This window comes from Pseudomonas sp. GT1P32, from assembly GCF_054897805.1.
The window spans coordinates 5910961-5934191 of sequence record NZ_CM142704.1 but is presented as its reverse complement, the minus strand read 5'-3'; the positions used below and the strand labels follow the sequence as shown (position 1 = coordinate 5934191).

At 59.3% G+C, this 23231-nt stretch carries 22 protein-coding genes and 4 pseudogenes; 9 read left to right on the top strand and 17 right to left on the bottom strand.

The genetic code is table 11. The annotated features are described in order from the left end of the window. Nucleotides 1–33 precede the first annotated feature (33 nt). The 6 genes from kdpB to ACYZUC_RS27145 form a co-directional block, all read right to left on the bottom strand. Nucleotides 34–2103: a potassium-transporting ATPase subunit KdpB gene (gene kdpB, locus ACYZUC_RS27170; RefSeq protein WP_461991577.1), complete on the bottom strand. Its 2070-nt coding sequence runs from the start codon at nt 2101–2103 to the stop codon at nt 34–36. After that, entirely contained in the window at nt 2100–2795 is a 696-nt protein-coding gene (gene kdpC / locus ACYZUC_RS27165; RefSeq protein WP_461991575.1) for a K(+)-transporting ATPase subunit C, read from the bottom strand. Before kdpC ends, kdpB begins: the two co-directional genes overlap by 4 nt. 10 nt (nt 2796–2805) lie before the next feature. Next, the gene (gene kdpA / locus ACYZUC_RS27160) at nt 2806–4512 is read right to left on the bottom strand and encodes a potassium-transporting ATPase subunit KdpA (RefSeq protein ID WP_461991573.1); all 1707 of its coding nucleotides are present in this window, start codon (nt 4510–4512) and stop codon (nt 2806–2808) included. 167 nt (nt 4513–4679) lie between these two features. Continuing rightward, nucleotides 4680–4778 carry a K(+)-transporting ATPase subunit F gene (gene kdpF / locus ACYZUC_RS27155; protein WP_095130908.1) on the bottom strand — a complete coding sequence of 33 codons (99 nt, stop codon included), beginning with the start codon at nt 4776–4778 and terminating at the stop codon, nt 4680–4682. 263 nt (nt 4779–5041) lie between these two features. Then, the gene (locus ACYZUC_RS27150) at nt 5042–5527 is read right to left on the bottom strand and encodes a GyrI-like domain-containing protein (protein ID WP_461991571.1); all 486 of its coding nucleotides are present in this window, start codon (nt 5525–5527) and stop codon (nt 5042–5044) included. Between the two features lie 66 nt (nt 5528–5593). Continuing rightward, complete coding sequence (locus tag ACYZUC_RS27145; protein ID WP_192229137.1) at nt 5594–6256, bottom strand: LysE family translocator; 663 nt, start codon at nt 6254–6256, stop codon at nt 5594–5596. A 141-nt stretch (nt 6257–6397) separates the two neighbouring features. Between ACYZUC_RS27145 and alaC the strand changes: the two genes are divergently transcribed. Beyond that, nucleotides 6398–7615, top strand: a complete 1218-nt coding sequence (gene alaC / locus ACYZUC_RS27140) for an alanine transaminase (RefSeq protein ID WP_008038550.1) — start codon at nt 6398–6400, stop codon at nt 7613–7615. 99 nt (nt 7616–7714) lie between these two features. Here the strand turns inward: alaC and ACYZUC_RS27135 are convergent, their stop codons facing one another. From ACYZUC_RS27135 to ACYZUC_RS27125, 3 genes are all read right to left on the bottom strand, one after another. After that, nucleotides 7715–8002, bottom strand: a complete 288-nt coding sequence (locus ACYZUC_RS27135; protein ID WP_461991568.1) for an Ig-like domain-containing protein — start codon at nt 8000–8002, stop codon at nt 7715–7717. A gap of 352 nt (nt 8003–8354) precedes the next feature. Next, nucleotides 8355–9707 (bottom strand): GntP family permease, encoded by a 1353-nt coding sequence (locus ACYZUC_RS27130; RefSeq protein WP_461991566.1) that lies wholly within the window; start codon nt 9705–9707, stop codon nt 8355–8357. An 82-nt stretch (nt 9708–9789) separates the two neighbouring features. Beyond that, nucleotides 9790–10323 carry a gluconokinase gene (locus ACYZUC_RS27125; protein ID WP_192229135.1) on the bottom strand — a complete coding sequence of 178 codons (534 nt, stop codon included), beginning with the start codon at nt 10321–10323 and terminating at the stop codon, nt 9790–9792. A gap of 215 nt (nt 10324–10538) precedes the next feature. Here ACYZUC_RS27125 and gntR point away from each other — a divergent pair, with 215 nt between their 5' ends. The 5 genes and pseudogenes from gntR (at nt 10539) to ACYZUC_RS27100 (ending at nt 13716) form a co-directional block, all read left to right on the top strand. Beyond that, nucleotides 10539–11570, top strand: coding sequence for an HTH-type transcriptional regulator GntR (gntR, locus tag ACYZUC_RS27120; protein WP_008032586.1), 1032 nt, complete (start codon nt 10539–10541; stop codon nt 11568–11570). 122 nt (nt 11571–11692) lie between these two features. Further along, nucleotides 11693–12181 carry a hypothetical protein gene (locus ACYZUC_RS27115; RefSeq protein ID WP_461991564.1) on the top strand — a complete coding sequence of 163 codons (489 nt, stop codon included), beginning with the start codon at nt 11693–11695 and terminating at the stop codon, nt 12179–12181. Nucleotides 12182–12221: 40 nt separating this feature from the next. After that, a pseudogene (locus ACYZUC_RS27110) lies at nt 12222–12299 on the top strand (chlorhexidine efflux transporter); the annotation flags it as partial. A 59-nt stretch (nt 12300–12358) separates the two neighbouring features. Then, nucleotides 12359–12991 carry a glutathione S-transferase family protein gene (locus ACYZUC_RS27105; RefSeq protein WP_461991562.1) on the top strand — a complete coding sequence of 211 codons (633 nt, stop codon included), beginning with the start codon at nt 12359–12361 and terminating at the stop codon, nt 12989–12991. A 158-nt stretch (nt 12992–13149) separates the two neighbouring features. After that, nucleotides 13150–13716 (top strand): hypothetical protein, encoded by a 567-nt coding sequence (locus ACYZUC_RS27100; protein WP_461991560.1) that lies wholly within the window; start codon nt 13150–13152, stop codon nt 13714–13716. Nucleotides 13717–14022: 306 nt separating this feature from the next. On the opposite strand, the pseudogene ACYZUC_RS27095 reads toward ACYZUC_RS27100, so the two are convergent. After that, nucleotides 14023–14454 (bottom strand): annotated as a pseudogene (locus ACYZUC_RS27095) (methyl-accepting chemotaxis protein); the annotation flags it as partial. A 111-nt stretch (nt 14455–14565) separates the two neighbouring features. Continuing rightward, nucleotides 14566–15237 (bottom strand): annotated as a pseudogene (locus tag ACYZUC_RS27090) (PAS domain-containing protein); the annotation flags it as partial. 557 nt (nt 15238–15794) lie between these two features. Between ACYZUC_RS27090 and ACYZUC_RS27085 the strand changes: the two are divergent. After that, a pseudogene (locus ACYZUC_RS27085) lies at nt 15795–16016 on the top strand (glutathione S-transferase family protein); the annotation flags it as partial. 104 nt (nt 16017–16120) lie between these two features. On the opposite strand, the gene ACYZUC_RS27080 reads toward ACYZUC_RS27085, so the two are convergent. The 4 genes from ACYZUC_RS27080 to ACYZUC_RS27065 form a co-directional block, all read right to left on the bottom strand. Then, nucleotides 16121–17134, bottom strand: coding sequence for an ABC transporter substrate-binding protein (locus tag ACYZUC_RS27080; protein WP_008033013.1), 1014 nt, complete (start codon nt 17132–17134; stop codon nt 16121–16123). Then, entirely contained in the window at nt 17131–17664 is a 534-nt protein-coding gene (locus ACYZUC_RS27075; RefSeq protein ID WP_461991558.1) for a sigma-70 family RNA polymerase sigma factor, read from the bottom strand. The genes ACYZUC_RS27080 and ACYZUC_RS27075 overlap by 4 nt, the downstream gene beginning before the upstream one ends. 243 nt (nt 17665–17907) lie before the next feature. Next, entirely contained in the window at nt 17908–18699 is a 792-nt protein-coding gene (locus ACYZUC_RS27070; protein WP_461991556.1) for a phosphate/phosphite/phosphonate ABC transporter substrate-binding protein, read from the bottom strand. Nucleotides 18700–18833: 134 nt separating this feature from the next. Continuing rightward, a complete protein-coding gene (locus ACYZUC_RS27065) occupies nt 18834–19775 on the bottom strand; it encodes a fatty acid desaturase (RefSeq protein ID WP_461991554.1) in 942 nt (313 codons plus the stop codon). Between the two features lie 406 nt (nt 19776–20181). Between ACYZUC_RS27065 and ACYZUC_RS27060 the strand changes: the two genes are divergently transcribed. Continuing rightward, complete coding sequence (locus ACYZUC_RS27060) at nt 20182–20619, top strand: GNAT family N-acetyltransferase (protein WP_461991552.1); 438 nt, start codon at nt 20182–20184, stop codon at nt 20617–20619. A gap of 60 nt (nt 20620–20679) precedes the next feature. Further along, on the top strand, nt 20680–21498 hold the full coding sequence (locus ACYZUC_RS27055; protein WP_461991551.1) for a class I SAM-dependent methyltransferase: 819 nt from the start codon (nt 20680–20682) through the stop codon (nt 21496–21498). 113 nt (nt 21499–21611) lie between these two features. Here the strand turns inward: ACYZUC_RS27055 and def are convergent, their stop codons facing one another. Then, nucleotides 21612–22151, bottom strand: a complete 540-nt coding sequence (gene def / locus ACYZUC_RS27050; RefSeq protein WP_008032999.1) for a peptide deformylase — start codon at nt 22149–22151, stop codon at nt 21612–21614. Next, nucleotides 22148–23110, bottom strand: coding sequence for a YihY/virulence factor BrkB family protein (locus ACYZUC_RS27045; RefSeq protein ID WP_461991549.1), 963 nt, complete (start codon nt 23108–23110; stop codon nt 22148–22150). The genes def and ACYZUC_RS27045 overlap by 4 nt, the downstream gene beginning before the upstream one ends. Between the last annotated feature and the right edge of the window lie 121 nt (nt 23111–23231).

Genomic DNA, 23231 nt, shown 5'->3' with positions numbered 1-23231 from the left:
GGCGCCACACAGGGCGCCGCGCAGTCAGTCCTTTCAAACCAGGCCAAGCCCGGCCAACAGCATGTCGATCACCTTGATCCCCGCGAACGGCACCAGCACGCCACCCAACCCATAGATCAGCAGGTTGCGATTGAGCAACGCTGCGGCGCCGATGGCTCGGTAAGTCACACCCTTGAGCGCCAGCGGGATCAGAAACACGATGATCAGGGCATTGAAAATCACCGCGCTGAGGATCGCCGAGCTCGGGCTGCTCAGGTGCATCACGTTCAGGGCACCCAGTTGCGGATAGGTCGCGACGAATGCGGCCGGTACGATAGCAAAATACTTGGCCACATCGTTGGCCACGCTGAAGGTGGTTAACGCGCCACGCGTCATGAGCATCTGCTTGCCGACTTCAACCACCTCGATAAGCTTGGTCGGGTTGCTGTCCAGATCGACCATGTTGCCCGCTTCCTTGGCGGCCTGAGTCCCGCTGTTCATGGCCACGGCCACGTCCGCCTGGGCCAGTGCCGGCGCATCGTTGGTGCCATCTCCCGTCATCGCCACCAGCTTGCCCTGCGCCTGGTAGTCGCGGATCAGTTGCAGCTTGTCTTCCGGCCGGGCCTCGGCCAGAAAGTCGTCGACACCGGCTTCCACGGCAATCGCCGCCGCTGTCAGGCGGTTGTCGCCGGTGATCATGACCGTCTTGATCCCCATGCGCCGCAGTTCGGCAAAGCGCTCCTTGATACCACCCTTGACCACGTCCTTGAGCTCGACCACGCCCAATGCCTGTTGACCATCGCACACGACCAGCGGCGTACTGCCACGGCGCGAGACTTCATCAACCTTGCTCTGCAATGCCGGCGGGAAACTGCCGCCCAGCGCCTCGATGTGCTGGCGAATGGCATCTGCAGCGCCCTTGCGGATGCTCCGGCCACCGGCCAGATCGACGCCGCTCATGCGGGTTTGCGCGGTGAAATGCACGAAGCTCGCCCCCAGGGCATTGAGGTCCCGCGCCCGCAGGTCGAACTTCTGCTTGGCGAGCACCACGATACTGCGTCCTTCCGGCGTTTCGTCGGCCAGCGAGGCCAACTGCGCGGCGTCCGCCAGTTCCGATTCCTTGACACCGGGCGCCGGCAGAAAACTGCTGGCCTGGCGATTACCCAAGGTAATGGTGCCGGTCTTGTCCAGCAGCAGGACATCTACGTCACCCGCCGCTTCCACGGCCCGCCCGGAGGTGGCAATGACGTTGGCCGACATCATCCGGCTCATGCCCGCCACACCAATCGCCGACAGCAGGCCACCAATGGTCGTCGGAATCAGACAGACCAGCAGCGCCACCAGCACGGTGGCGCTGACCACGTCGCCGCCGCTCATGGTCACCGCCATCATCGAGTACGGGCCCAGCGTCACGATCACCAGCAGAAACAGAAACGTCAGCCCCACCAGCAGAATGGTCAACGCGACTTCGTTGGGCGTCTTCTGGCGCTTCGCGGATTCGACCATGGAAATCATGCGATCCAGAAACGACTCGCCGGGATTGACGCTGATACGCACCACCAGCCAGTCCGACAGCACCTTTGTGCCCCCGGTGACCGATGAAAAGTCGCCGCCCGCCTCTCGAATCACGGGTGCCGACTCCCCGGTGATCGCGCTTTCATCCACCGACGCCACACCTTCGATCACCACACCATCGAGGGGCACCAGATCACCCGCCTCGATCAACACCACGGCATCCTTGAGCAGTTCGCTGGAAGGCACTGGCCTCCAGGCGGAACCATGTCGGGGTTGCTGCAACAGCTTGGCCAGGGTCTGGCGCTTCATCCCGCGCAGGCTGGCCGCCTGGGCCCGACTGCGCCCCTCGGCCAGGGCTTCGGCGAAGTTGGCAAACAGCACGGTGAACCACAGCCACAACGTGATGCTGAGAATGAAACCACTGGGGGCTTCGCCCTCACCGCCCAGTGATTGAAACCACAACAGCGTGGTGAGAATGCTGCCCAGGTAAACCACAAACATCACCGGGTTCTTCCACTGCGCCTGGGGCAGCAATTTCTTGAAAGCATCCAGGCACGCCGTGAGTAACAACCCACGGTCGAACAACGGCAAACGAACTTGCTTACTCATGGTTGTTTCTCTTGTTCACTGGCCGCAAGGGATGGCTGATGCACAGGCGTCAAGGCATCCAGCGCAAGGTTGAGTTGCAGCACATTGACTCGGGGCTCACCGAGCAAGCCAAAGGTGCGCTGCTCAGTGTGGGCATTCACCAGCTTCAGCAGATCGGCTTCCGGCAGGTGACGAAGGCGTGCGACGCGCGACGCCTGAATCTGTGCGTTGGCCACCGAGATGTGCGGGTCCAGTCCTGACGCCGACGAGGTGACCGCATCCACCGGCACCTGGGCATCGGCTGCCAGGCCGTTCTGCCGGCGGTAGGCTTCGACGCGCATGGCCACGGCGTCGATCAACTTCTGGCTGGTAGGGCCAAGGTTGCTGGCGCCACTGGAACCTGCGTTGTACGGCTGTGCCACGCTCTTGCTCGGGTCCAGTGGATCAGCGCCAAGGGTCATGCTTGGACGCCCCTGAAAATACTCGGAGCGAGTGAAATGCTGGCCGATCACCGCCGAACCGATCACCAACCCGTCCCGTTCAACCAGGCTGCCCCGGGCCTGATACGGGAACAGCACGTTAGCCACCAGCGTGGTGAACAACGGATACACCAGCCCGGTCAGCAACATGAAGAACGCCGCCGAAATCAGCACCGGGCGCAACAGGCCGACAAACAGAAATTGCACCTTGGTTTGTGTTTGTACTTGAGTCATCACATCCCCCTCACTTGTAGGTCTGGCCGGACAGCAACTGCAGTTGCTCGACCAGCGGGCCGAGCGCAAGCGCCGGCAGGAAAGTCAGGCCGCCCACCACCAACACCACGAACACCACCAGAAACATAAACAGCGGCGTGGCGGTCGGAATGGTGCCTGCACCGGCCGGGATGTTCTTTTTCATCGCCAGGGAACCGGCGACCGCGAGCATCGGCAGCATCGTGAAGAAACGTCCGAGCAACATGGCAAGACCGATGGTGGTGTTGAAGAACGGCGTATTGGCATTCAACCCGGCGAACGCCGAACCGTTGTTGGCTGTGCCCGAGGTGTAGGCATACAGCACCTCGCTGAAGCCATGAGGCCCCTGGTTGTTGAGGCTATTGAGGGTGTCGGGCCAGAGTGCCGCCAGGGCGGTGAAGCCGAGAATGCAGATGGGATGCGCCAGCACCGAGAGCATGACCAGCTTGATCTCCCGTGCCTCAATCTTCTTGCCGAGGAATTCGGGGCTGCGACCAATCATCATGCCCACCAGAAACACCGTCAGCAGCGCGTACTGGATCAGGTTGATAAACCCCACGCCGTCGCCACCGAACACGCAGTTGAGCATCATCTGCGCCAGCGGTACGAAGCCGCCCATGGGCGTCAGCGAGTCATGCATGGCGTTCACCGAGCCGGTGGTTGCGCCGGTGGTGGTGGTCACGAACAGGCTGGTGTCAGCAATGCCGAAGCGCAATTCCTTGCCTTCCATGTTGCCGCCACTCTGGGTGGCCGACAGCACCTGATCCACGCCCACGCGGGTCAACAGCGGGTTGCCACTTTGTTCGGCGGTGTAAACGATGCTCAGGAAGCCGACGAACATCACCAGGAACGTGCCAAAGAACACCCAGCCCTGACGCCGGCGCATCAACATGCTGCCGAAGGTGTACGTCAGCGCTGACGGGATCAGCAGCATGCTGAGGATATGCAGCATGTTCGTCAGCGGGGTCGGGTTCTCGAACGGGTGCGCGGCGTTCATGCTGAAGAAACCGCCACCGTTGGTGCCGATGTGCTTGATGGACTCGAAGCTCGCCACCGCGCCAACGATCAACTGCTGCTGCGCACCTTCCAGGGTGGTGGCAAGGGCTTGGGAGCTCAGGGTTTGTGGCATGCCTTGCCAGACATAAACCAGCGCCATGCCAAAACACAGTGGCAGCATCACCCGGTACAGGGTGCGAGTGAAATCCACCCAGTAGTTGCCGATGTCAGCGGAATTCGATCGGCTGAGGCCGCGAATGAAACCCGCAGCAGCCACAACGCCCGCTGTTGCGCCGACGAACATCAGGAAGGTGATGACCGCCATCTGGCTGAAGTTAGACAGGCTGGTTTCACCTGAATAAGCCTGCCAGTTGGTGTTGGTGATAAAAGACGCCGCGGTATTGAACGCCAGGTCCGGTGATTGCGCGCTCAGCCCCAACGGGTTGAGCGGCATGAAACCTTGCAGGCGCAACACGATGTAACCCAGCAACATCATTGCCGCGTTCGACAGCAACAGGGCCGAGCCGTAACGTGCCCAGCCCATGGTTTCGGTTGAATCGATCCCCAACAAACGATACGTGGCGCGCTCCGCCAAGGCATGGTTTTGCCCGGTGAATACCCGCGTCAGCCACTTCCCCATCAAGACGGCGAGTCCGGTCATCAACCCGAGAATCACCGCAAATTCCAGCATAGTGCTCAACATGTCGATGCTCCGTTCAAATCTTGCCCATGGCGACGATGACCATGGCTGTCGCAGCAAAAAACACCACGCTAACCCCCATGAAAATCAGGTCGTACATTGCCGGTTTCCTTTCTCAAGACCGCCCTGGCGGGCGAATAAAAACGCCTGTGCCGCAATGACTGCGGCCATCAGAACTTCTCTGCACGGATAAGGGCGTAACCCAGGTAGGCGAACAACAGGGCGGCGCACAGGCCGCTGGCGATGTAAATGAACTCGAGTGTTAACAAGACAGCTCCCCCTGACATAACGAATGGGCACCCGCAATCGGGTCCCGGCAGAGCGCGTCAGAGCACAAAACGCACTGAATACGCGCTCTTATCTGCGCAGTGCAGGTTATGTGAGGGGGTATCAAGGACGGACACTGATTGGGGGCAGCGGTATTAAGACGGCGTATAGATCGAGCGAAACGGGCGATAGGCGGGAGGTGATGCGAGGGGCCAACGACAGGCACGAACGGGCACTGTGAAGTGCCCGTTCCAGGCCTGGTTCATTACGCTTTGATCGGCACCCAGATTTCCAGTTTCCCGGTGTTGAGCTTCGGGTTGAAGTCTTCGCTGTAGCGCTCCAGTTCCGGCGCATCCAGCACCTCATGCCCTGACTGCGGCTGCCAGGTGCCAAAGATGTACTGAAACAATTGCGGCAAGGTATCCAGCGGCCCTTTGTGCTCGAACACCGCGTAATACTGAGGCTGGACTTCTACCCAACGGTACAGGTCCGGCAAATCGTCGAGCTTGCTGATCTCGACGCCGGCGATGTAGTCGAAGCCGCCCTTGCCGTCGAAATTGAAACACACACCGTAGGTAACTTCGCCCTTTTGGCCCGGAACGTTTCCGATGTGCGGAATGAATTTGTCCCAGAGTGCTGGAATGCCCTGGGTGGTTTCCTGAGTAAATTTTCCACTAAGCCCTGCAATGAGCTGGAAGTGCCCGTGTTCGAAGCGTGGTTCCGGGATTTCGACGCTTTTATTATCATCCATGACTCGGCTCCTGGTACAAAAAGTGGGTTCGGCTAGGAGTATAGAAGCCAAACCCGATTCGCCCAATTACAGCGTATGCAACGCCTCGACCGCTCCAGCGCCAATAAACTCGTTGTACCCCGATAGAATCACGTACACCGCGAAATAGCAGAAGATCGCCGCCGATGCCATGTATGAATAACGCAGCAGCTTGTCGCCCAGCAACTTGCCGCCATGGCTCGCGGCGAAGCACAGGCCTGCCGACCACAACAGTCCGGCGCAGAGAAATCCGCCGAGGAACAATGCCGAGCTGAGCGCCCCGCCACCGCCGGACCGTGCGATCAGCGTGCCGCCCACCGCCGCGAACCAGAGAATGGCGCTGGGTGACGACATGGCCAGGAAGATCCCTCGAAAGAACTCCTTGCGGTGCGAGTTGTGGCCCACGTCGGCGGTCTCGGCCAACAGCGCCTCATGGTGGATCGCCGAATAGATCATCTTCGCCGCGAAATAGATCAGCAACGCCGAACCACCAATCCACAACACCCAGCGCACGGTTTCGTATTGCAGCAAAACGGTCATGCCGGCCAGGGCCAGCACGGCGTAAATCAGGTCGCCGACGCAGGTGCCCAACCCCAGCGCAAAGCCTTGAAAATAGCCGCGCTGCATGGCCAGCGTGATCATCGCGATGTTGGCTACGCCGATGTCCAGGCACAGAGAAAGGCTCAGCAAAAAGCCGCTGCTAAATTCCATCGACCGATTTCCTTCGGAAAAAAAATTATTTACGTGGAGGCTGGACAGTCTGCCACAGCTGCCCTTACATTCCGCCACAGGTCACCGCAGTGACCAGCGTCGCTCGGACGGTTCCGGGCGCTTACGTTATCCGAGGCAACAATGGCCGAACAAGGTTCGCCGCGCCGCTTTGCGCGCATAGATCGACTCCCCCCTTACGTATTCAACATCACCGCCGAGCTGAAGATGGCCGCCCGTCGTCGTGGCGAAGACATCATCGACTTGAGCATGGGCAATCCCGACGGCCCGACGCCGCCGCACATTGTCGAAAAACTCGTCACCGTCGCCCAGCGCGAAGACACCCACGGTTACTCCACGTCCAAGGGCATTCCGCGTCTGCGCCGGGCGATTTCCAACTGGTACAAGGAACGCTACGAGGTCGACATCGACCCGGAAAGCGAAGCCATCGTGACCATCGGTTCCAAAGAAGGCCTGGCGCACTTGATGCTCGCCACCCTGGACCAGGGCGACACCGTGCTGGTGCCAAACCCGAGCTACCCGATTCACATCTACGGTGCCGTGATTGCCGGCGCCCAGGTGCGTTCGGTGCCGCTGATTCCGGGCGTGGACTTCTTCGCCGAACTGGAACGGGCGATTCGCGGCTCTATTCCGAAACCGAAGATGATGATCCTCGGCTTCCCGTCCAACCCCACCGCGCAGTGCGTTGAGCTGGACTTCTTCGAACGGGTGATTGCCCTCGCCAAACAGTACGACGTACTGGTGGTGCATGACCTGGCCTACGCCGACATCGTCTACGACGGCTGGAAAGCCCCGTCGATCATGCAAGTGCCTGGCGCCAAGGACATTGCGGTGGAGTTTTTCACCCTGTCCAAGAGCTACAACATGGCGGGCTGGCGCATCGGCTTCATGGTCGGCAACCCGGAACTGGTCAACGCCCTGGCGCGGATCAAGAGCTACCACGACTACGGCACCTTCACACCGCTGCAAGTCGCGGCAATTGCCGCACTGGAAGGCGATCAGCAATGCGTGAAAGACATCGCCGAGCAGTATCGTCAGCGGCGCAATGTGCTGGTCAAAGGCCTGCATGAACTGGGCTGGATGGTGGAAAACCCGAAAGCGTCGATGTATGTCTGGGCGAAGATTCCCGAAGCGTATGCGCACCTGGGTTCGCTGGAGTTCGCCAAGAAACTGCTCGCAGAAGCCAAGGTTTGCGTCTCGCCGGGTGTCGGGTTCGGGGAATATGGGGATGATCATGTGCGCTTCGCGCTGATCGAAAACCAGGACCGGATTCGTCAGGCCGTACGCGGGATTCGCGGGATGTTCAGGGCGGATGGGCTGGTAAGCAAAACCACCGGCTAGAGAAACAATCTCGGGAGCGGCCACGTCCGTGTCCGCTCCCGATTTGATTCAATTGTCTTCAGGCATTATTGGAAAAAACCTGTCCCTGAAAGCAAACGGTTAGCCGGCAACAGTAAAGGTCCGCAATTCTGTCCACTCCGAATCGACGCCCCCCACGTTTTGTCTAGCCTTGACTTGGTACTTCCTCTGTTGCCAAGGAGAAGGTGAAAGCACTTGCCATTGACCTGAAGTCATCACGTCAGCCGAACCCAGCACCGTTCCATCATGTAGCGCAACAGTTACCTTCCCCCCGATGATCGCCGTCCCAATAAACGAGGGTCTTAGATTTGACTCACCACCTTCAGCAGGAAGGATAATTTCGGGTTTCTCAACAATAGGCGTGCTCATAGAGTCTGCTCCTCATCCATGATTCAACGATCAAACAGGAACCCTGTGACTGGCGTTCCTTTCAAGCAGGGATGTTCGACGCGTCTACGCTGGTCGTCTACCTGTGAGAAATGACAGTTCCGACAAGCGGTTGTGTCATCGGTACCCAAAAGATTTGGCTTGTCGCAGATTCCTGCCCATAAAAAAACCGCATAAATGCGGTTTTTTTGTTATCGGTAATGATCGAAACCAGCGTCTACGGGGGTTCGACAATCCATGTAGGAGCCGGCTTGCTGGCGATTGCATCGACTCGGTTTAACGTCTAACCGAGTCGATGCAATCGCCAGCAAGCCGGCTCCTACAAAAGCCTTGTTTAGACGAACAACGACAGCAGCAGGATGAAGCCCAGGCCGACCACCGACAGGATGGTTTCCATCGCCGTCCAGGTCTTGAAGGTTTCCGCTACGGTCATGTTGAAGTACTGCTTCACCAGCCAGAAACCCGCGTCGTTGACGTGAGACAGAATCAACGAACCGGCACCGGTCGCCAGCACCAGCAGCTCACGGTTCACACCCGGAATCATCCCCACCACCGGCACCACAATGCCTGCGCCAGTAATGGTCGCCACGGTCGCCGAACCAGTCGCAATACGGATCACCGCCGCCACCAGCCAGGCCAGCAGGATCGGCGAGATTTGCGCGGCCACCGCCATGTTGCCGATGACATTACCCACGCCGCTGGTCACCAGCATCTGCTTGAAGCCACCACCGGCACCGATGATCAGGATGATCGCGGCGGTTGGCGCGAGACTCGCATCCAGCCATTTGAGCATCTGGCTGGAGCCAATGCCCTGCTTGTAACCGAAGGTGTACAGCGACAGCAGCAACGCCAGCAGCAGAGCCGAGATCGGGTGACCGATCAGGTCCATGAAGGTGCGGAAGAAGTTGCCGTCCGGCAGCACCACGTCGGCAAAGGTCTTGAGCAGCATCAGGAACACCGGCGACAGCACGGTGACCAGGGTGATGGCGAAGCTCGGCAGTTCAGCTGAATCCGTCTCGCGGGCCAGTTGATCCACCAGTTCCTGGTTGGGATGACCGGGAATGTATTTGGCAATGAAGGTGCCGTAGATCGGGCCGGCGATGATGGCCGTCGGCAGCGCAACGATCAGGCCGTAGAGAATGGTTTTACCGATGTCGGCACCGAACACGCCGATGGCCAGCAGCGGGCCCGGGTGTGGCGGAACCAGGCCATGCACGGCAGACAGACCGGCCAGCAGCGGGATACCGATCTTGATGATCGACACGCCGGTACGCCGGGCGACGATGAACACCAGCGGGATCAGCAGTACAAAACCGATTTCGAAGAACAGCGGAATGCCGACCAGGAACGCGGCGAACATCATTGCCCACTGCACTTTGTCCTTGCCGAACGCGCGAATCAGCGTCTGGGCAATCTGATCCGCCCCGCCCGACTCGGCCATCATTTTGCCGAGCATCGTGCCCAGCGCGAGGATGATGCCGACGAAACCGAGCACGCCACCGAAGCCGTCCTGGAACGCCTTGATGATGGTGCCAATCGGCATGCCGGAAGTCAGCCCGAGAAAGGCTGCGGCAATGATCAGGGCAATGAACGGGTGAAATTTGAACTTGGTGATCAGGACGATAAGCCCGATCACCGTGACCACTGCATCGAGCAGCAGGAACGTCTCGTGGGACATGCCAAACATTAGGGGTGTCTCCTGGTTGTTGTTGTTATTAAAGCGGGTAATTCGAAAGCCATAGGGACAGCGCTATCTCTTCAAGCAAAATTTAACCGGCGCGTTTCAAGCCGTGTTCCAGCCACCAGGCGTGGGCTTGCTTCGCCAACTGGTCGACGCTGTGGTTCGAGGCGTCGAGGGCCAGGGTCAGCGGCTCGCCAACGGGGGATTCGAGGGTCGCAAACTGGCTGTCGATCAGGGTCGACGGCATGAAATGGCCCGGCCGATGGGAGACACGATCGGCCGCCACTTCAGGCGTGAGTTCAAGGAACACAAAGCCCAGGCCCGGCAAGGCGCTGCGCAAAACTTCGCGGTAACTGTGTTTGAGGGCCGAGCAGGTCAACACCGGGCGCTGGCCCGTGGCGTCGACGCGGCGCAGCTCATCGCACAGGCTGTCGAGCCAGCCGGCACGGTCGTCGTCGTTCAGGGGGATACCCGCGCTCATCTTTTCGATATTGGCGGCAGGGTGGAAAGTATCGCCTTCAATGGCAGTCGCGCCGCTGAGCTGGCACAAGGCTTCGCTGACGCAGGTCTTGCCGCAACCGGCAACGCCCATGATGACCAGGGCGGTGATGGGATGATTCATGTAACACCTCAGCGCGCAGACAGCGCTACCTTTGCCAGTTATGACACTAGACGAAAAGTAGAAGTTGCCGACGCCTTCTTGTCATTTTTGTGGGTTGCAGCATGTTCGTTCCGGACGCCGAAAAGCGAGGTTCAGGCAAAACTCGCTTACGCATTTGCAGCTGCATCGGGACAGCGCTACCTTAGTGCCTTGAATTTTGTTTGGCAAGCCGCCCGATGACCTCTCCTAAAAACGATAAAAATACGCGAACCACTGGCCGTCCTACCCTCAATGAAGTAGCCCGACTGGCCGGCGTCAGCCCGATTACCGCCTCCCGCGCCTTGCGCGGCGTGAGCACGGTGGCCACCGAACTGGTGGAAAAAGTGCAGAAAGCCGCGCTTGAACTCAACTACGTGGTCAACCCCGCCGCCCGTGCGTTAGCCTCGGCCCAGAGCCATTCCGTGGTGGTTTTGGTGCCGTCGCTGTCCAACTTGCTGTTCATCGACACCCTGGAAGCCATTCATCAGGTTTTACGACCGAAGGGCTTCGAAGTGCTGATCGGCAACTTCCATTACTCGCGCGATGAAGAAGAAAACCTGCTGCGCAATTACATGGCCTATCAGCCGCGCGGTTTGCTGCTGACCGGGTTTGATCGCACCGAAAGTTCGCGGCGGATGATCGAGGCGAGCAATATTCCCTGCGTCTACATGATGGAACTCGACAGCGCTGCGGGCCTCAATTGCGTGGGTTTCTCGCAACTGGCGGCCGGCGAAACGGCGGCGGAGCATTTGCTGTCCCGCGGTCGCAAGCGCCTGGCGTACATCGGTGCGCAACTGGATCAACGCACGTTGCTGCGTGGCGAAGGGTTTCGCAAAGCCCTGCAAAAGGCCGGTCGGTATGACCCGGACCTGGAAGTGCTGACGCCCCGCGCCTCCTCCGTCGGTCTGGGCGGCGAGCTGTTCCTGCAACTGATCGCCAGTCATCCCGATGTCGACGCGATCTTCTTTGGCAACGACGACCTGGCCCAGGGCGCGCTGCTGGAAGCGATGCGCTGCGGAATCAAAATCCCCGAACAAGTGGCGGTCCTCGGTTTCAACGACCTGCCGGCCTCGGCGCACATGGTCCCGCGCCTGAGCAGCATAAATACCCCGCGCGAGGCAATTGGCCGTCGCGCGGCAGAGCAGATGTTGACGTTGATGGCGGGCAACACGGTGGCGAAACCGGTGCAGGACATGGGGTTTGAGTTGAAGGTACGCGAGAGTACGTAGTCCAGGACTGATCGTTGCCACGCTCTGAGGGCTGAACGGGAACGATCAGTTACACCTTTTACCCCCTCCTCCAGGCGGGCAGCGTGCAAAATCCGCCCTCTCCATTCCCGGCGGACGTGTACATGCGCAAAATGATCATCACGGCCTTCCTGCTAGCCGTCTCACTTGGACAGACGCTTCAGGTGCAGGCCTCTGAGCCAGACGACTGGACTCATTTCCTGAACGACCCTCGCTTCATGCCAGCGATCAAAAGCTGTCTTGCCGCCCACCCGAAAGGTCAGGGGCCTGCCGTCGTAATGAGCGTTGGGCATGCCAGTCTTGAAGAGGCTTACGTCATGACCACCGACCTGAGCGGGCGCAGAAATGTGTGTTTTTCCAGTAAGGATACTGGCGCGCAGGTGCGATCCCAGACCGTTTTCGACCTGCCAGGTCCGCTGTTTGTATCAGTGGATCAAGTCAAGGTCGCCCCCAAGGGCGAGTGCATCGAGCCCACCCCGGTATTCATCGATCAACAGCTTCAAGGCTGGATCCTCAGGCAACCCATCCTCAATCAGCACACGCCCAGTGCCTGCTCGACTCCAATCTGGACAGATCTGATAACACTCGATTAGGTCCTCCTCCTTTGTTTGATCATTCCCACGTTGTGTGGTCCGCACCGTCAAGCGGCGCATCGCCCATGCCGCAGGTTTTCAACTAATCTTGTGGGTGCTCCCTGTCCCGCTTATCGCCTCGCAGGGCCGGCATACTGTTAGAGTCCCGAAGCGTCGAATCGCTAACGGAGTAGCTCAATGGAACATGCACTGAAGATTCTCGGCAAAGCCTCATCCATCAACGTCAGAAAAGTCCTGTGGACCTGTGACGAGCTGGACCTTTCCTACGAACGCGAGGACTGGGGCAGCGGGTATGCCTCGACCCACAGTCCCGAATTTGTCCGGCTCAACCCCAACGCGCAGGTGCCGGTGATCATCGATGAGGCCGGCGTGCTGTGGGAGTCCAATACCATCTGCCGTTATCTGGCCGGCAAACACCCACACGCTGAATTGCTGCCGCACGAACCGGCGGCGCGCGCCAGGGTGGAGCAGTGGATGGATTGGCAAGCCACCGATCTCAATTCGTCCTGGAGCTACGCGTTCACGGCGCTGGTACGCAAAGACCCGGAGTTCCAGGACGCGCACCGGATTGCCACGGGCTTGCGCGGCTGGAATCAGAAGATGGGCATCCTCGAACATCAGCTCGCGACCACCAAAGCCTATGTTGCCGGACAACGGTTCACGCTGGCCGATATCGTCATCGGGCTTTCAGTCAACCGTTGGCTGATGACGCCGATGGATCGACCGGATTTCCCGGCCATCGACGAATATTTCCAACGCCTGGCGCAACGCCCCGGGTTCCTCAAACACGGCTGCAACGGCCTGCCTTGATCGGTCGACCTCTGCCGTCGGGCGGCAAAGGTTGACCGCAACTCTTTCGTTTTCTGTTCAAGAAAAAACATAACCAATTGAAAATATTATGTTTTATTTCATGGGCACGCTAATTGCTCAAATCGCTGCACCGCAAACACCTACAAGGTCTACTCATCATGTTGGTCAGTGCAAAGCAAAACCTAATGACGCCGCTTCCCAAAAAGCCGGGCGACGAACCGACCGCGGACGCCACCGCGGGTCTTCAAGGTGGCCTGCAAGCCGTTTTGATGCAGAGCGTGCAAAACAATATCCAGCTGCAAAACGTGAAGAACGATGGGAAGGTCGTGGGGTCTGCCTCCACACTCGCCACGGAACAGGTCAACGCCGCCAATAAAATCAGCGACAACGTCGATGAAGCGTTCGCCAAGACCCGTGTCGCGCTGCAAGCCACCGATGCCTCGACAGTGCCAAAGGCCGGTGAAAGCACCGCCATGGCCGACTTCAAGGACTACATGAGCAAAACCCCGGAACAGCGGTTGCGCGACAGTATTCTGAAAGAGATGGGGATTACCGAAGAAGACCTGAAAGCCATGCCGCCGGAGAAACAACTGGCGGTCGGTAAAGAGATTGCCGAGCGTCTGCAAGACAAGATGAAACTGGCGCAGGCCGAGAAAGAAAACGGCAGCAGCAGCAGTGAGAAAGGCAGCGCCCAGGTGGTCGACAAGTTCCTCGCGTCGCTGTAACCACGCGGATGCTTCTGTAGGAGCCAGCTTGCTGGCGATGGCGATCTTGCGGACGCCATCGCCGGCAAGCCAGCTCCTACAGGGATCGTGACGGATTCTGGATTGTGGGCTCACCCAAAATCTGTAGGAGCCAGCTTGCTGGCGATGGCGATCTCGCGGACGCCATCGCCGGCAAGCCAGCTCCTACAGGGATCGTGACGGATTCTGGATTGTGGGTTCACCCAAGAACTGTAGGAGCCGGCTTGCTGGCGATGGCGTCCGCAAGATCGCCATCGCCGGCAAGCCGGGCTCCTACAGGTCAGCGTTTCAATTCAATTGCAGCGTTGAATTGAACTGGCTGATCGCGTCCACCACGTGCCGCGAGCCTTGCTGGATTTCCAGGATCACCTCCCCCGCCTCGTTCGCCAGTTCCACCCCAAGACCGGTGCGGCTCAAACTCGACTGCATGCTCGACACCGCGCTCAATGACAAATCGTGGTTTTTGCGCACCACGTCGACAATCTCCAGCGTCGCCTGGCTCGTGCGTGCGGCGAGGCTGCGAACCTCATCCGCCACCACGGCAAACCCTCGGCCGTGCTCCCCGGCCCGCGCCGCCTCGATGGCCGCGTTGAGCGCCAGCAGGTTGGTCTGGTCGGCAATGCCGCGAATGGTCTGAACGATGGTGCCGATGATGTCGGACTGTTTGCTCACCGCATCGATGCTCAGCGCCGCTTCGTTCAAGTCCCTGGAAATGTCCTGGATGATCTGCACCGTCTGCTGCACCACCTGAGACCCCTTTTGCGCGCAGGCGTCGTTCTGCACCGAAGTGCTGTGGGCCGACTCCGCAGCCGTTTGCAGCGTGGTCACTTGCTGCGTGATGTCGCTGGCGAACTTCACCACTTTGTACAGACGGCCCTTGGCGTCGAACAACGGGTTGTAGGACGCTTCGAGAAAAATTGTATGACCGTGCTTGTCTCTGCGTTCGAAACGGCGCGAGTGATATTCGCCGCGATTCAGTGAAGCCCAGAACCCTTTGTAAGACTGCGATTCGGCTTCGGCGCGGTGGCAAAACAGACTGTGATGCTGGCCGACGATTTCGTTGAGCGCGTAGTGCGTGGTCTTCAGAAAGTTTTCATTGGCGGTGATCACATTGCCAGCGGGGGTGAATTCGATCACCGCCATCGAACGACCAATTGCCGCGAGCATGCTTTCGTTTTCGTGTTCCTTGTTCACCCTGTCCGTAATGTCGGTGGCGACTTTGATCACACTGCTGACTTGCCGGTCGGCACCGAAAACCGGCATGTAACTGGCGTCGAGCCAGATCTCCTTGCCGCCCTTGTTCAAGCGCGAGAAAGTCCCGCTGATCGGCTCGCCACGGGCCAGGTCACGCCACAATTTGGCGTAGGCCTCGCTGCGATAAAACGTTTCCTCGCAAAAGATCCGGTGATGTTTGCCGCGCACTTCTTCGGCGCTGTAACCCATGGCTTTGCAAAAGTTGTCGTTGGCATCAAGCACGATGCCGTCAGGGGTGAACTCAATCATCGCCATCGAACGACTGACGGCCGCTAACTTGGCGTTGGCCTCGGTCAGCGCACAGCTGTAGCGCTCGATTTCCTGCAAGTCAGCCTTGTGATGTAGGTTAAACATGGTCGTATCACCCTAAGCGCGGTCGTTTGATTGATGAAAGTTCTTCGGTCTTTCAACGTATCCACCACAACGTTCCATGGAACAGGCACACGCATTCCTCCAAGGGAGGAATTGTCAGGTGATCAATGATGTTGAATCGGAGAGTCCATGTGGCAACGCTCTTATCAAGACATCCGTCTCTTGATAGCCCGGGACCGGGCCAGCCCTAACGTTTTCATAAGTAACTCCCTCTACCGTAAAACTCCTGGTTGCTCGAAAAGGTGCCTTGGGGTGCGCACTCTGGAGCTGCAGGCCGGCCTTCACATGGCGACCGACATGGTTCGTCAGGACTGAGCATAGCCAGCCGCAATAGGCTTGCAAGGCCACTAGTCGGCCAGTATTGGGGACAAAAACGGTTCAGCTGACGCCTGATTTATTGTTCAGCCGGGCTGTTCAACAACGCTTGCGCTGCGAAAGCGCAGATCAAGGAGAAACTGTTCGAGCGCTTTGCGGTGTTGCCGGGCGCTGGAGCGACAGGTGTATGGGCTGACGGGTGGGTTCAGCGTTGCGGATGCTTACTTGTTTACAGTGTTGCGGTGGCGCATTTGAATGAATGGCCGGCGTTGGTGCGGTTTCAGGCGCGGATTGATTTGCGCCCGGCGGTGCAAGCGGCGTTGGCCGTGGAGTTGGTGTAAGGTTTCAGATTGATTCGCGGGCAAGCCTCGCTCCTACAGGTCTAGCGCTTTACCTGTAGGAGCGAGGCTTGCCCGCGAAGGCGATGTAACAGGCGCCGAAAAACTTACAAACTTGCACTCACTTTGGTCGCCACTTCCCCCGGTACCCAACCCTTCCAGATCTGCGGCTGATCGCGCAAAAACGCTTCCGCCACCTGACGCGGTTGCTGGCGTTTTTCGCTCATCTGCGCCAGCGTCTGGTTCAGCAGATCGATCGGGAAATCGACTTTCTCGAAGAACGACACCAAGTCCGGATACTGCGTCTTGAACGGCGCAGACACGCCGATCGCCAGGCTCGCCGGCATCGAGCGCGTGCCTTTGGGGTTTGGATTGTTGGCATCGGCCAGGGTCTTCCAGGCCTCGGCGTCGAACGGCGGCTCTTCGAGTTTCACCAGTTTAAAGCGACCCAATAGCGGCGTCGGTGACCAGTAGTAGAACAGCACCGGTTTGCCGCGACGGATCGACGAGGCCACTTCGGCATCCAGCGCCGCGCCGGAGCCGGTGCGGAAGTTGACGAAGCTGGTGGTCAGGTCGTAAGCCTTGAGTTTCTGACTGTTGACGATCTCCGAAGTCCAGCCGGTCGGGCTATTGAGGAAGCGTCCGCGACTCGGGTCTTCGGGGTCGCGGAACACGTCTTTGTAGCGCGCCAGATCGGCGACGGATTTCAGCTCCGGCGCCAGCGGTTTGATCCCGCGCTCCGGGTCGCCCTTGATCACGTATTCCGGCACCCACCAGCCTTCGGTGGCGCCCTTGACGGTGTCGCCCAGCCCGAACACTTTGCCTTCCGACGCAGCCTTGACCCACGCCGGACTGCGCCCGGCCCACTCTTCGCCGATCACTTGAATGTCGTTCTTGGCCAATGCCGCTTCGAGGCTGACGGTGCTGCCCGGCAAAGTGTCGGTCGGGTAGCCGTAACCTTTTTCGACGATCAGCCGCAGGATCTCGGTGATCAGGCTGCCGCTTTCCCAGGTGATGTCACCGAAGTGGATCGGCTTGGTTTGTTCCGCGGCGGGAACGTGGGTCGCCACAAGGCTCAGGGCCAGCAGCGAACTGCCGAGCAGGGTTTTGATCGATTTCATGCGGACCTCTGGTGCAAGGGTTCATTGGCGCTGTGCTGGGCGCACAACGCTTGGGAGCGGGTCATGTAGACGCTGACCGAGCGCTGGGAAATGCCCAGTTCGGCAGCGATTTGCGGGTAGGTCAGGCCATCGATGCGCGACAACAGGAACGTCGCCCGGACTTTGCCCGGCAAACGCTCAAGCGTTCGGTCGAGGCGGTGCAACGCCTGGGTCAGTTGCAGCAATTCCTCGGGCGAGGACGCTTGAGGCTGATCGAGGTGTTGCAGTTGATCGAGGTGCTGACGCTCCAGATCGCGACGGCGCCAGAGCTGATAAATCAACCGGCGGGCGATGGTGGTGAGCAAGGCGCGGGGCTCGCGGATCGGGGTCAGACCCGGCGATTCGAGCAGTTGCACGAAGGCCTCGGCGGCGATGTCTTCGACGCTGGAACTGGCCCCGAGCAACTGGCGCAACCGAGCGCACAGCCAGGGGTAATGGGCGCGGAACAATCCGCCCACGTCGTTTCGATGGGATACGTCGGTGCCGGACATAGAGGCTCCAAGGGTTAGGGTCGCTGAATGTCCGGTGGTCCGGTGACGCGAATCCTAGCAAGGAGCCTTATTCTTTAATAATACTTAAAATGCATTTTTATATTCATTTAAGGAATTAACGTGGTGTTTGATGGATCGCCTTCGCGGGCAAGCCTCGCTCCTACAGGTTCTGTGTCGATCTCTGGATTGATGATCGACACAGAACCTGTAGGAGCGTGGCTTGCCCGCGAAGGCGATCTCCAGTCAACGCAACCGCCCAAACCCCAACGCCTCGGCCTCCTGCTGATAATCGAGAACAACCTGATAGTCGCTCTCGCTGGCCGGCAACACCTCGTGCAACCCGAGGACTTCGGCGACATCGGGCAATTCCCGCAACGTCTCGTTCATCACCTGCCGAAGCGCCTCCACCTGTTCATCGGTCGCCGTCGCAACGGTGATATACGGCAAGGTCGGGCTGAACGCGCTACGCACCACCACGCGCAATCCCGCCACTTCCTCTTCGGCGTGCCGCGCCAGGTAGGCGAAGGTCACGCTGTCGATGGCGGCGAGGTCGGCTTGATCTTCACGCAGCCAGCGCAAGCTCTCGCGGTGGCTGCCGCTGATGCCGACGCTGGCGAAGAACTGTCCGTCGCGGTGCAACGGCGCGAGTCGTTGACGCAGCAGGTTCATGCCGCTGTTGGAGTCTTCGCCGTTGATCACGCCACGGCTGCCGAAAAACGCGGGCAAGGTCCGGCGTGAATCATCGGCACGGCTCAGCAGCAGACTGCAATGGTTGCCGCCGCTGCTGTCCGGCAGTTCGTAACGAGGCCGGCCGATGACCCGAACCTGGCCGCGCAATGCGGTCATCAGCGGATAGCCGCAGGTTTGGGTCAGCAGCAACTGCGGGGACAGCCACAGGTCCATCAGCGACAGCCCTTCGGCGTTGCGGCGGGTGGCGCCCAAGCGCTCGAGGATTCGCGTCAGCCAACGCTCGTTGGCCTGGCGGATGGGTTCGGGGGCGACGTACATCAGTAATTCGGTGATGTGTTGAGTCATCAAAATCTCTCAAACAACAAACATCTACTGTAGGAGCCGGCTTGCCGGCGATGGCGGTATATCAGTCCCATCAATGCAACATGACACACCGCCATCGCCAGCAAGCTGGCTCCTACAGGAGATCGTATTGGCCATCAGTGGAAGGGGTGTTTCGGGCTGTCGATCGCCTTTATCCCATTCTCACGCCATAACTGAGCATAACCCTGCACCAGAAACCCGCCGCTGCGCGCCACCCATTGCTCGCGGCGCGCGTGGTAGGCGCGGGGCAAGTCATACCAGGGCAGGCTCGGCAAGTCGTGATGCACCAGATGAAAATTCAGGTTCAGGAACAGCCAGCGCCACGGCCAGCCGGCTTCGTTGAGCACGGTGCGTTGCTCGGGTTGCGCATGGGGACGGTGCTCATAGTAGGAACGGATCATTGCAATCGACAGCGCCGGCACGCTGATCAGCAACAGGTAATGCCACACCGGCACCACGCTGTAATGGGCGATGAACAGCAACATCAACACAGTGAGTGCGCCGTGGGTCAGCCACATCAACCAGGCCTGTCGATCACCCGATCTCAGGCGCTGCAGTTCTTCGCGCGCCAGCGCCAGCAAGGCCAGCGGCGCACCGATGATGAAGCGTCCGAGTACAGTTTTGTTCAACCAATGCAGGCTCTGTTCAAACACGGAACTGCCCTGCCACCGCTCGGCACTCAGGTAACGGCTTTCCGGATCGATGCCCGGCAAGGTCAGGTCTTCGTCGCGGTGATGCTGCAAATGACTGTCGCGATACAACGTGTAGGGGTACCAGACGGCGAACGGTGCGTAGCCGAGGATTTTGTTCAGCGTGGTCCAGCGGGTGGGATGACCGTGGAGCAATTCGTGCTGCACCGACAACCACAGCACCACCAGCGGAATCAGCAGCAACGTGCTCCACCAGACGCCCAATCGATTGCTGGCCAGCATGATGCTGAACCAGCCGCCGTACACGCCGATCAGCAGCAACCAGGTCGGCCACTCGGTGCGAGCGGTCAGGCGTTGGCGCAGGGTTTCGATTTCTTCTCGGTGGGCGTTATCGAAGTAATGGGGCATGGCGTTGCTCAGATCGGGGACCAGTCCCCTTCTGTGCAATGGCATCGGGAAATCTTGCAGATTATTTTTTCGCTGTCTGTAGGAGCCGGCTTGCTGGCGATTCAGGCAACGCGGTCTGCCTGACACACCGAGTGGTCTGAATCGCCAGCAAGCCGGCTCCTACAGGGGGGACGTGCGTTTCATGCTTACCGCTTAATGGCCGAACACATCCACCTTCTTGGCCTTCTTGTCCGCACGTTTTTCATCGGCGGTTTTCGCCGGTTTCTTCTTCGCTGCTTTTTTTGAATCCATGCCTTTGGCCATGATACGTACTCCACTCATACGGGATGTGAGATCAGGTATACACCTATCCCCCGCCGCGCGTTCTTTTATAATCACCCGCTTTGCGCACACACAGACCCAACCCATGCCCGACACCCAATACACCTTGCTCGCCGAGCCGTTATGGCCCCTGATGAACAAGTTTTATCGCGCCCACCAATCGTCGATGAAAGCGGTCCGCGACGCTCAATTGTGGGTGGCCAGACGCGACGAAATCATTGCGGCGCTGTGCTTGCGTCCGGTCTCGGGCGGGCATTGGTTGACCGGTTTGTTTGTCGATCCGGCCTGTCGTGAACAAGGGATCGCAGCAACGCTGATTGCCGAAGCGGTGAACGGTCTCGACCAACCGGTCTGGCTGTTCTGCCACCCGGACTTGCGGGACTTTTATGAGCGTCGCGGGTTTACCTTCGATCCGCCCATGCCTTACGCCATGGTCGAACGCTTGAGCCGCTATGCGCGCAGCAAACCGATGATCGCCATGGGCTTAGAACCGTTGGTGAGGTCGACCATTGATAATGTGTGATCGGGCCAGGATTGCTGCGTGCTAGCCTCGGGGTCGACTTCGACCTCTCTGGGATGCTCCATGAAACCCGCCCTTCTCGCTTTGACGCTTGCCCTGTTTGTCCCCGTGTCCAGCCATGCCGCCGAACCGACAACAGTTTCCGCCGAGCAGTATGCCGAGGTGTCTAAAGGCACCTGGCGCGCGCCGGAGAACGTCGCGCGCGATGGCTATCGTCATCCACAACAGACGTTGCAGTTCTTCGGTCTGGGACCAAAACAGACCGTTATTGAAATCACCCCCGGCAACGGTTGGTACAGCGAATGGCTCGCGCCGTTGCTCAAGGATCACGGACAGTACGTTGCTGCGGTCCAGGCGCCGACGGTCAGTGACTACGCACGCAAGAACGAGGAGAAGCTCAAGGCAAAATTCGCCGCTGCCCCTGCGCAATATGCGAAGGCGGATGTTCTGGAGTTCGACCCGAAAGCCCCTGTGTTCGGCAAACCCGGCTCGGCGGATACGGTGCTGACCTTTCGCAACGTGCACAACTGGGTGCTGGCCGATACCGCATCGAAGACGTTCGAAGCATTCTTCAAGGTGTTGAAACCGGGCGGCGTGCTCGGCGTGGTCGATCACCGGGCCAAGGACGGGGTATCGCTGGATGACATCAAGCACAGCGGTTACCTGGCCACCGATTACGTGGTGAAACTGGCGACCGATGCCGGATTCAAGCTTGAGGGGCAGAGCGAGATCAACGCCAATCCGAAGGACACCAAGGATTATCCCGAAGGCGTGTGGACGCTGCCGCCTGCGCTGACGCTGGGGGACAAGGATCGGGCGAAGTATGTGGCGATTGGCGAGTCGGACCGGATGACGTTGCGGTTCGTCAAACCCGAGAAATAGACGCAACCTTGTAGGAGCCGGCTTGCTGGCGATGGCGGTGTATCAATCAACAATGATGGTGCCGGGCATACCGCAATCGCCAGCAAGCCGGCTCCTACAGGGTTACGCGTAGATCAGTCGTCAGCGTTGGGATCGAGATCCGGGAACATCACTTCGGTGAACCCGAATTTGCTGAAGTCGGTAATCCGCGACGGGTACAACCGACCGATCAGGTGATCACATTCGTGCTGCACCACACGGGCGTGAAACCCCGACGCGATGCGCACGATCGGCTCGCCTTTCGGGTCGAAACCTTCATAGCGAATTTGCTGGTACCGACTCACCGCGCCGCGTAATCCGGGCACCGACAGGCAGCCTTCAAACCCCTCTTCCATCACCGGGCTCAACGGCGTGATCAGCGGATTGATCAGGATCGTCTGCGGCACCGCTTCAGCGTCCGGATAACGCTCGCTGTGCTCGAAACCGAAGATCACCAGTTGCAGGTCGACGCCGATCTGCGGCGCGGCCAGGCCCACCCCGCCGACGCTTTCCATGGTCTGGAACATGTCGTCGATCAGTTGCCACAGCTCGGGGCTGTCGAACATCTCGGCGGGGACCGGCGGCGCAATGCGCAGCAGGCGCTCGTCGCCCATTTTCAGGATTTCTCGGATCATTTGATGACTTCGTCAGTGGGTGGTTTCACCGAGTGATCCCGGCCCAGTCCGGAAACGTGATGTTTCTCTTCGTGGACAGGACCATGCTCGCCGGGGACCTTTTCGCCAGGGTCCTTGCCTTCGGTCGACATGTGTTCGATCACCGCATTCATTTCCGCGCCGAGCAACAGCACCGCGGCGGAAATGTAGAAGTACAGCAACAGCACGATGATCGCGCCGATACTGCCATACATGGCGTTGTAGTTGGCGAAGGTCTTGACGTAAAACGCAAAGCCCAACGACGCAACGATCCACACCACCACCGCCAGCACCGAGCCGGGAGTGATGAAACGAAACTCCTGTTTGACGTCGGGCATGACGTAATAGATCAGCGCCACGGCAATCATCATCAGGATCACGATGACCGGCCAGCGAGCGATGGTCCAGACCGTGACAATAAAGTCTTCAAGACCAACCTGCGCGGCGATCCAGCCCATCACTTGCGGCCCGAGCACCATCAGCGCGGCGGCAATCAGCAACATCCCGGCAATGCCGATCGTGTAGAAAACCGACAGTGGAAAACGCTTCCAGAACGGACGGCCTTCGACCACGTCGTACGCGGCGTTCATCGCGCTCATCATCAGTCGCACGCCGGCCGAGGCCGTATACAGCGCGATGACGATACCGACCGAGAGCAAGCCCCCCTTGGATTGCTGGAGCTGGTCGATCACCGGGTTCACTTGCTCCAGTGCCTGGGGCGGCAGGACCAGTTCCGATTGCAGGCGCAGCCAGGAAAAGAAGTCCGGCAAGTGCAGGAAACCGATCAGGGCGATCAGAAAAAGAATGAAGGGGAACAACGAAAACAGCATTTGATAGGCCAACGCCGAGGCATAGGTCGACATCTCGTCGGCGACGAACTCGGTGACCGTGCGCACCATCACGCGATGGAGGGGCAGACCTTTCATGTCCGGGAAAATCATTAGCGTCTCCTTTCGCCGCAATGGGGTTGAAGTCGTGGCGACTCAGGGGCCGTTTTCTACATCAAAGTAGCCTACTTGGCGACTTTGAAACAATTTCCGTGCGCAAGTTCAGGCTGACACA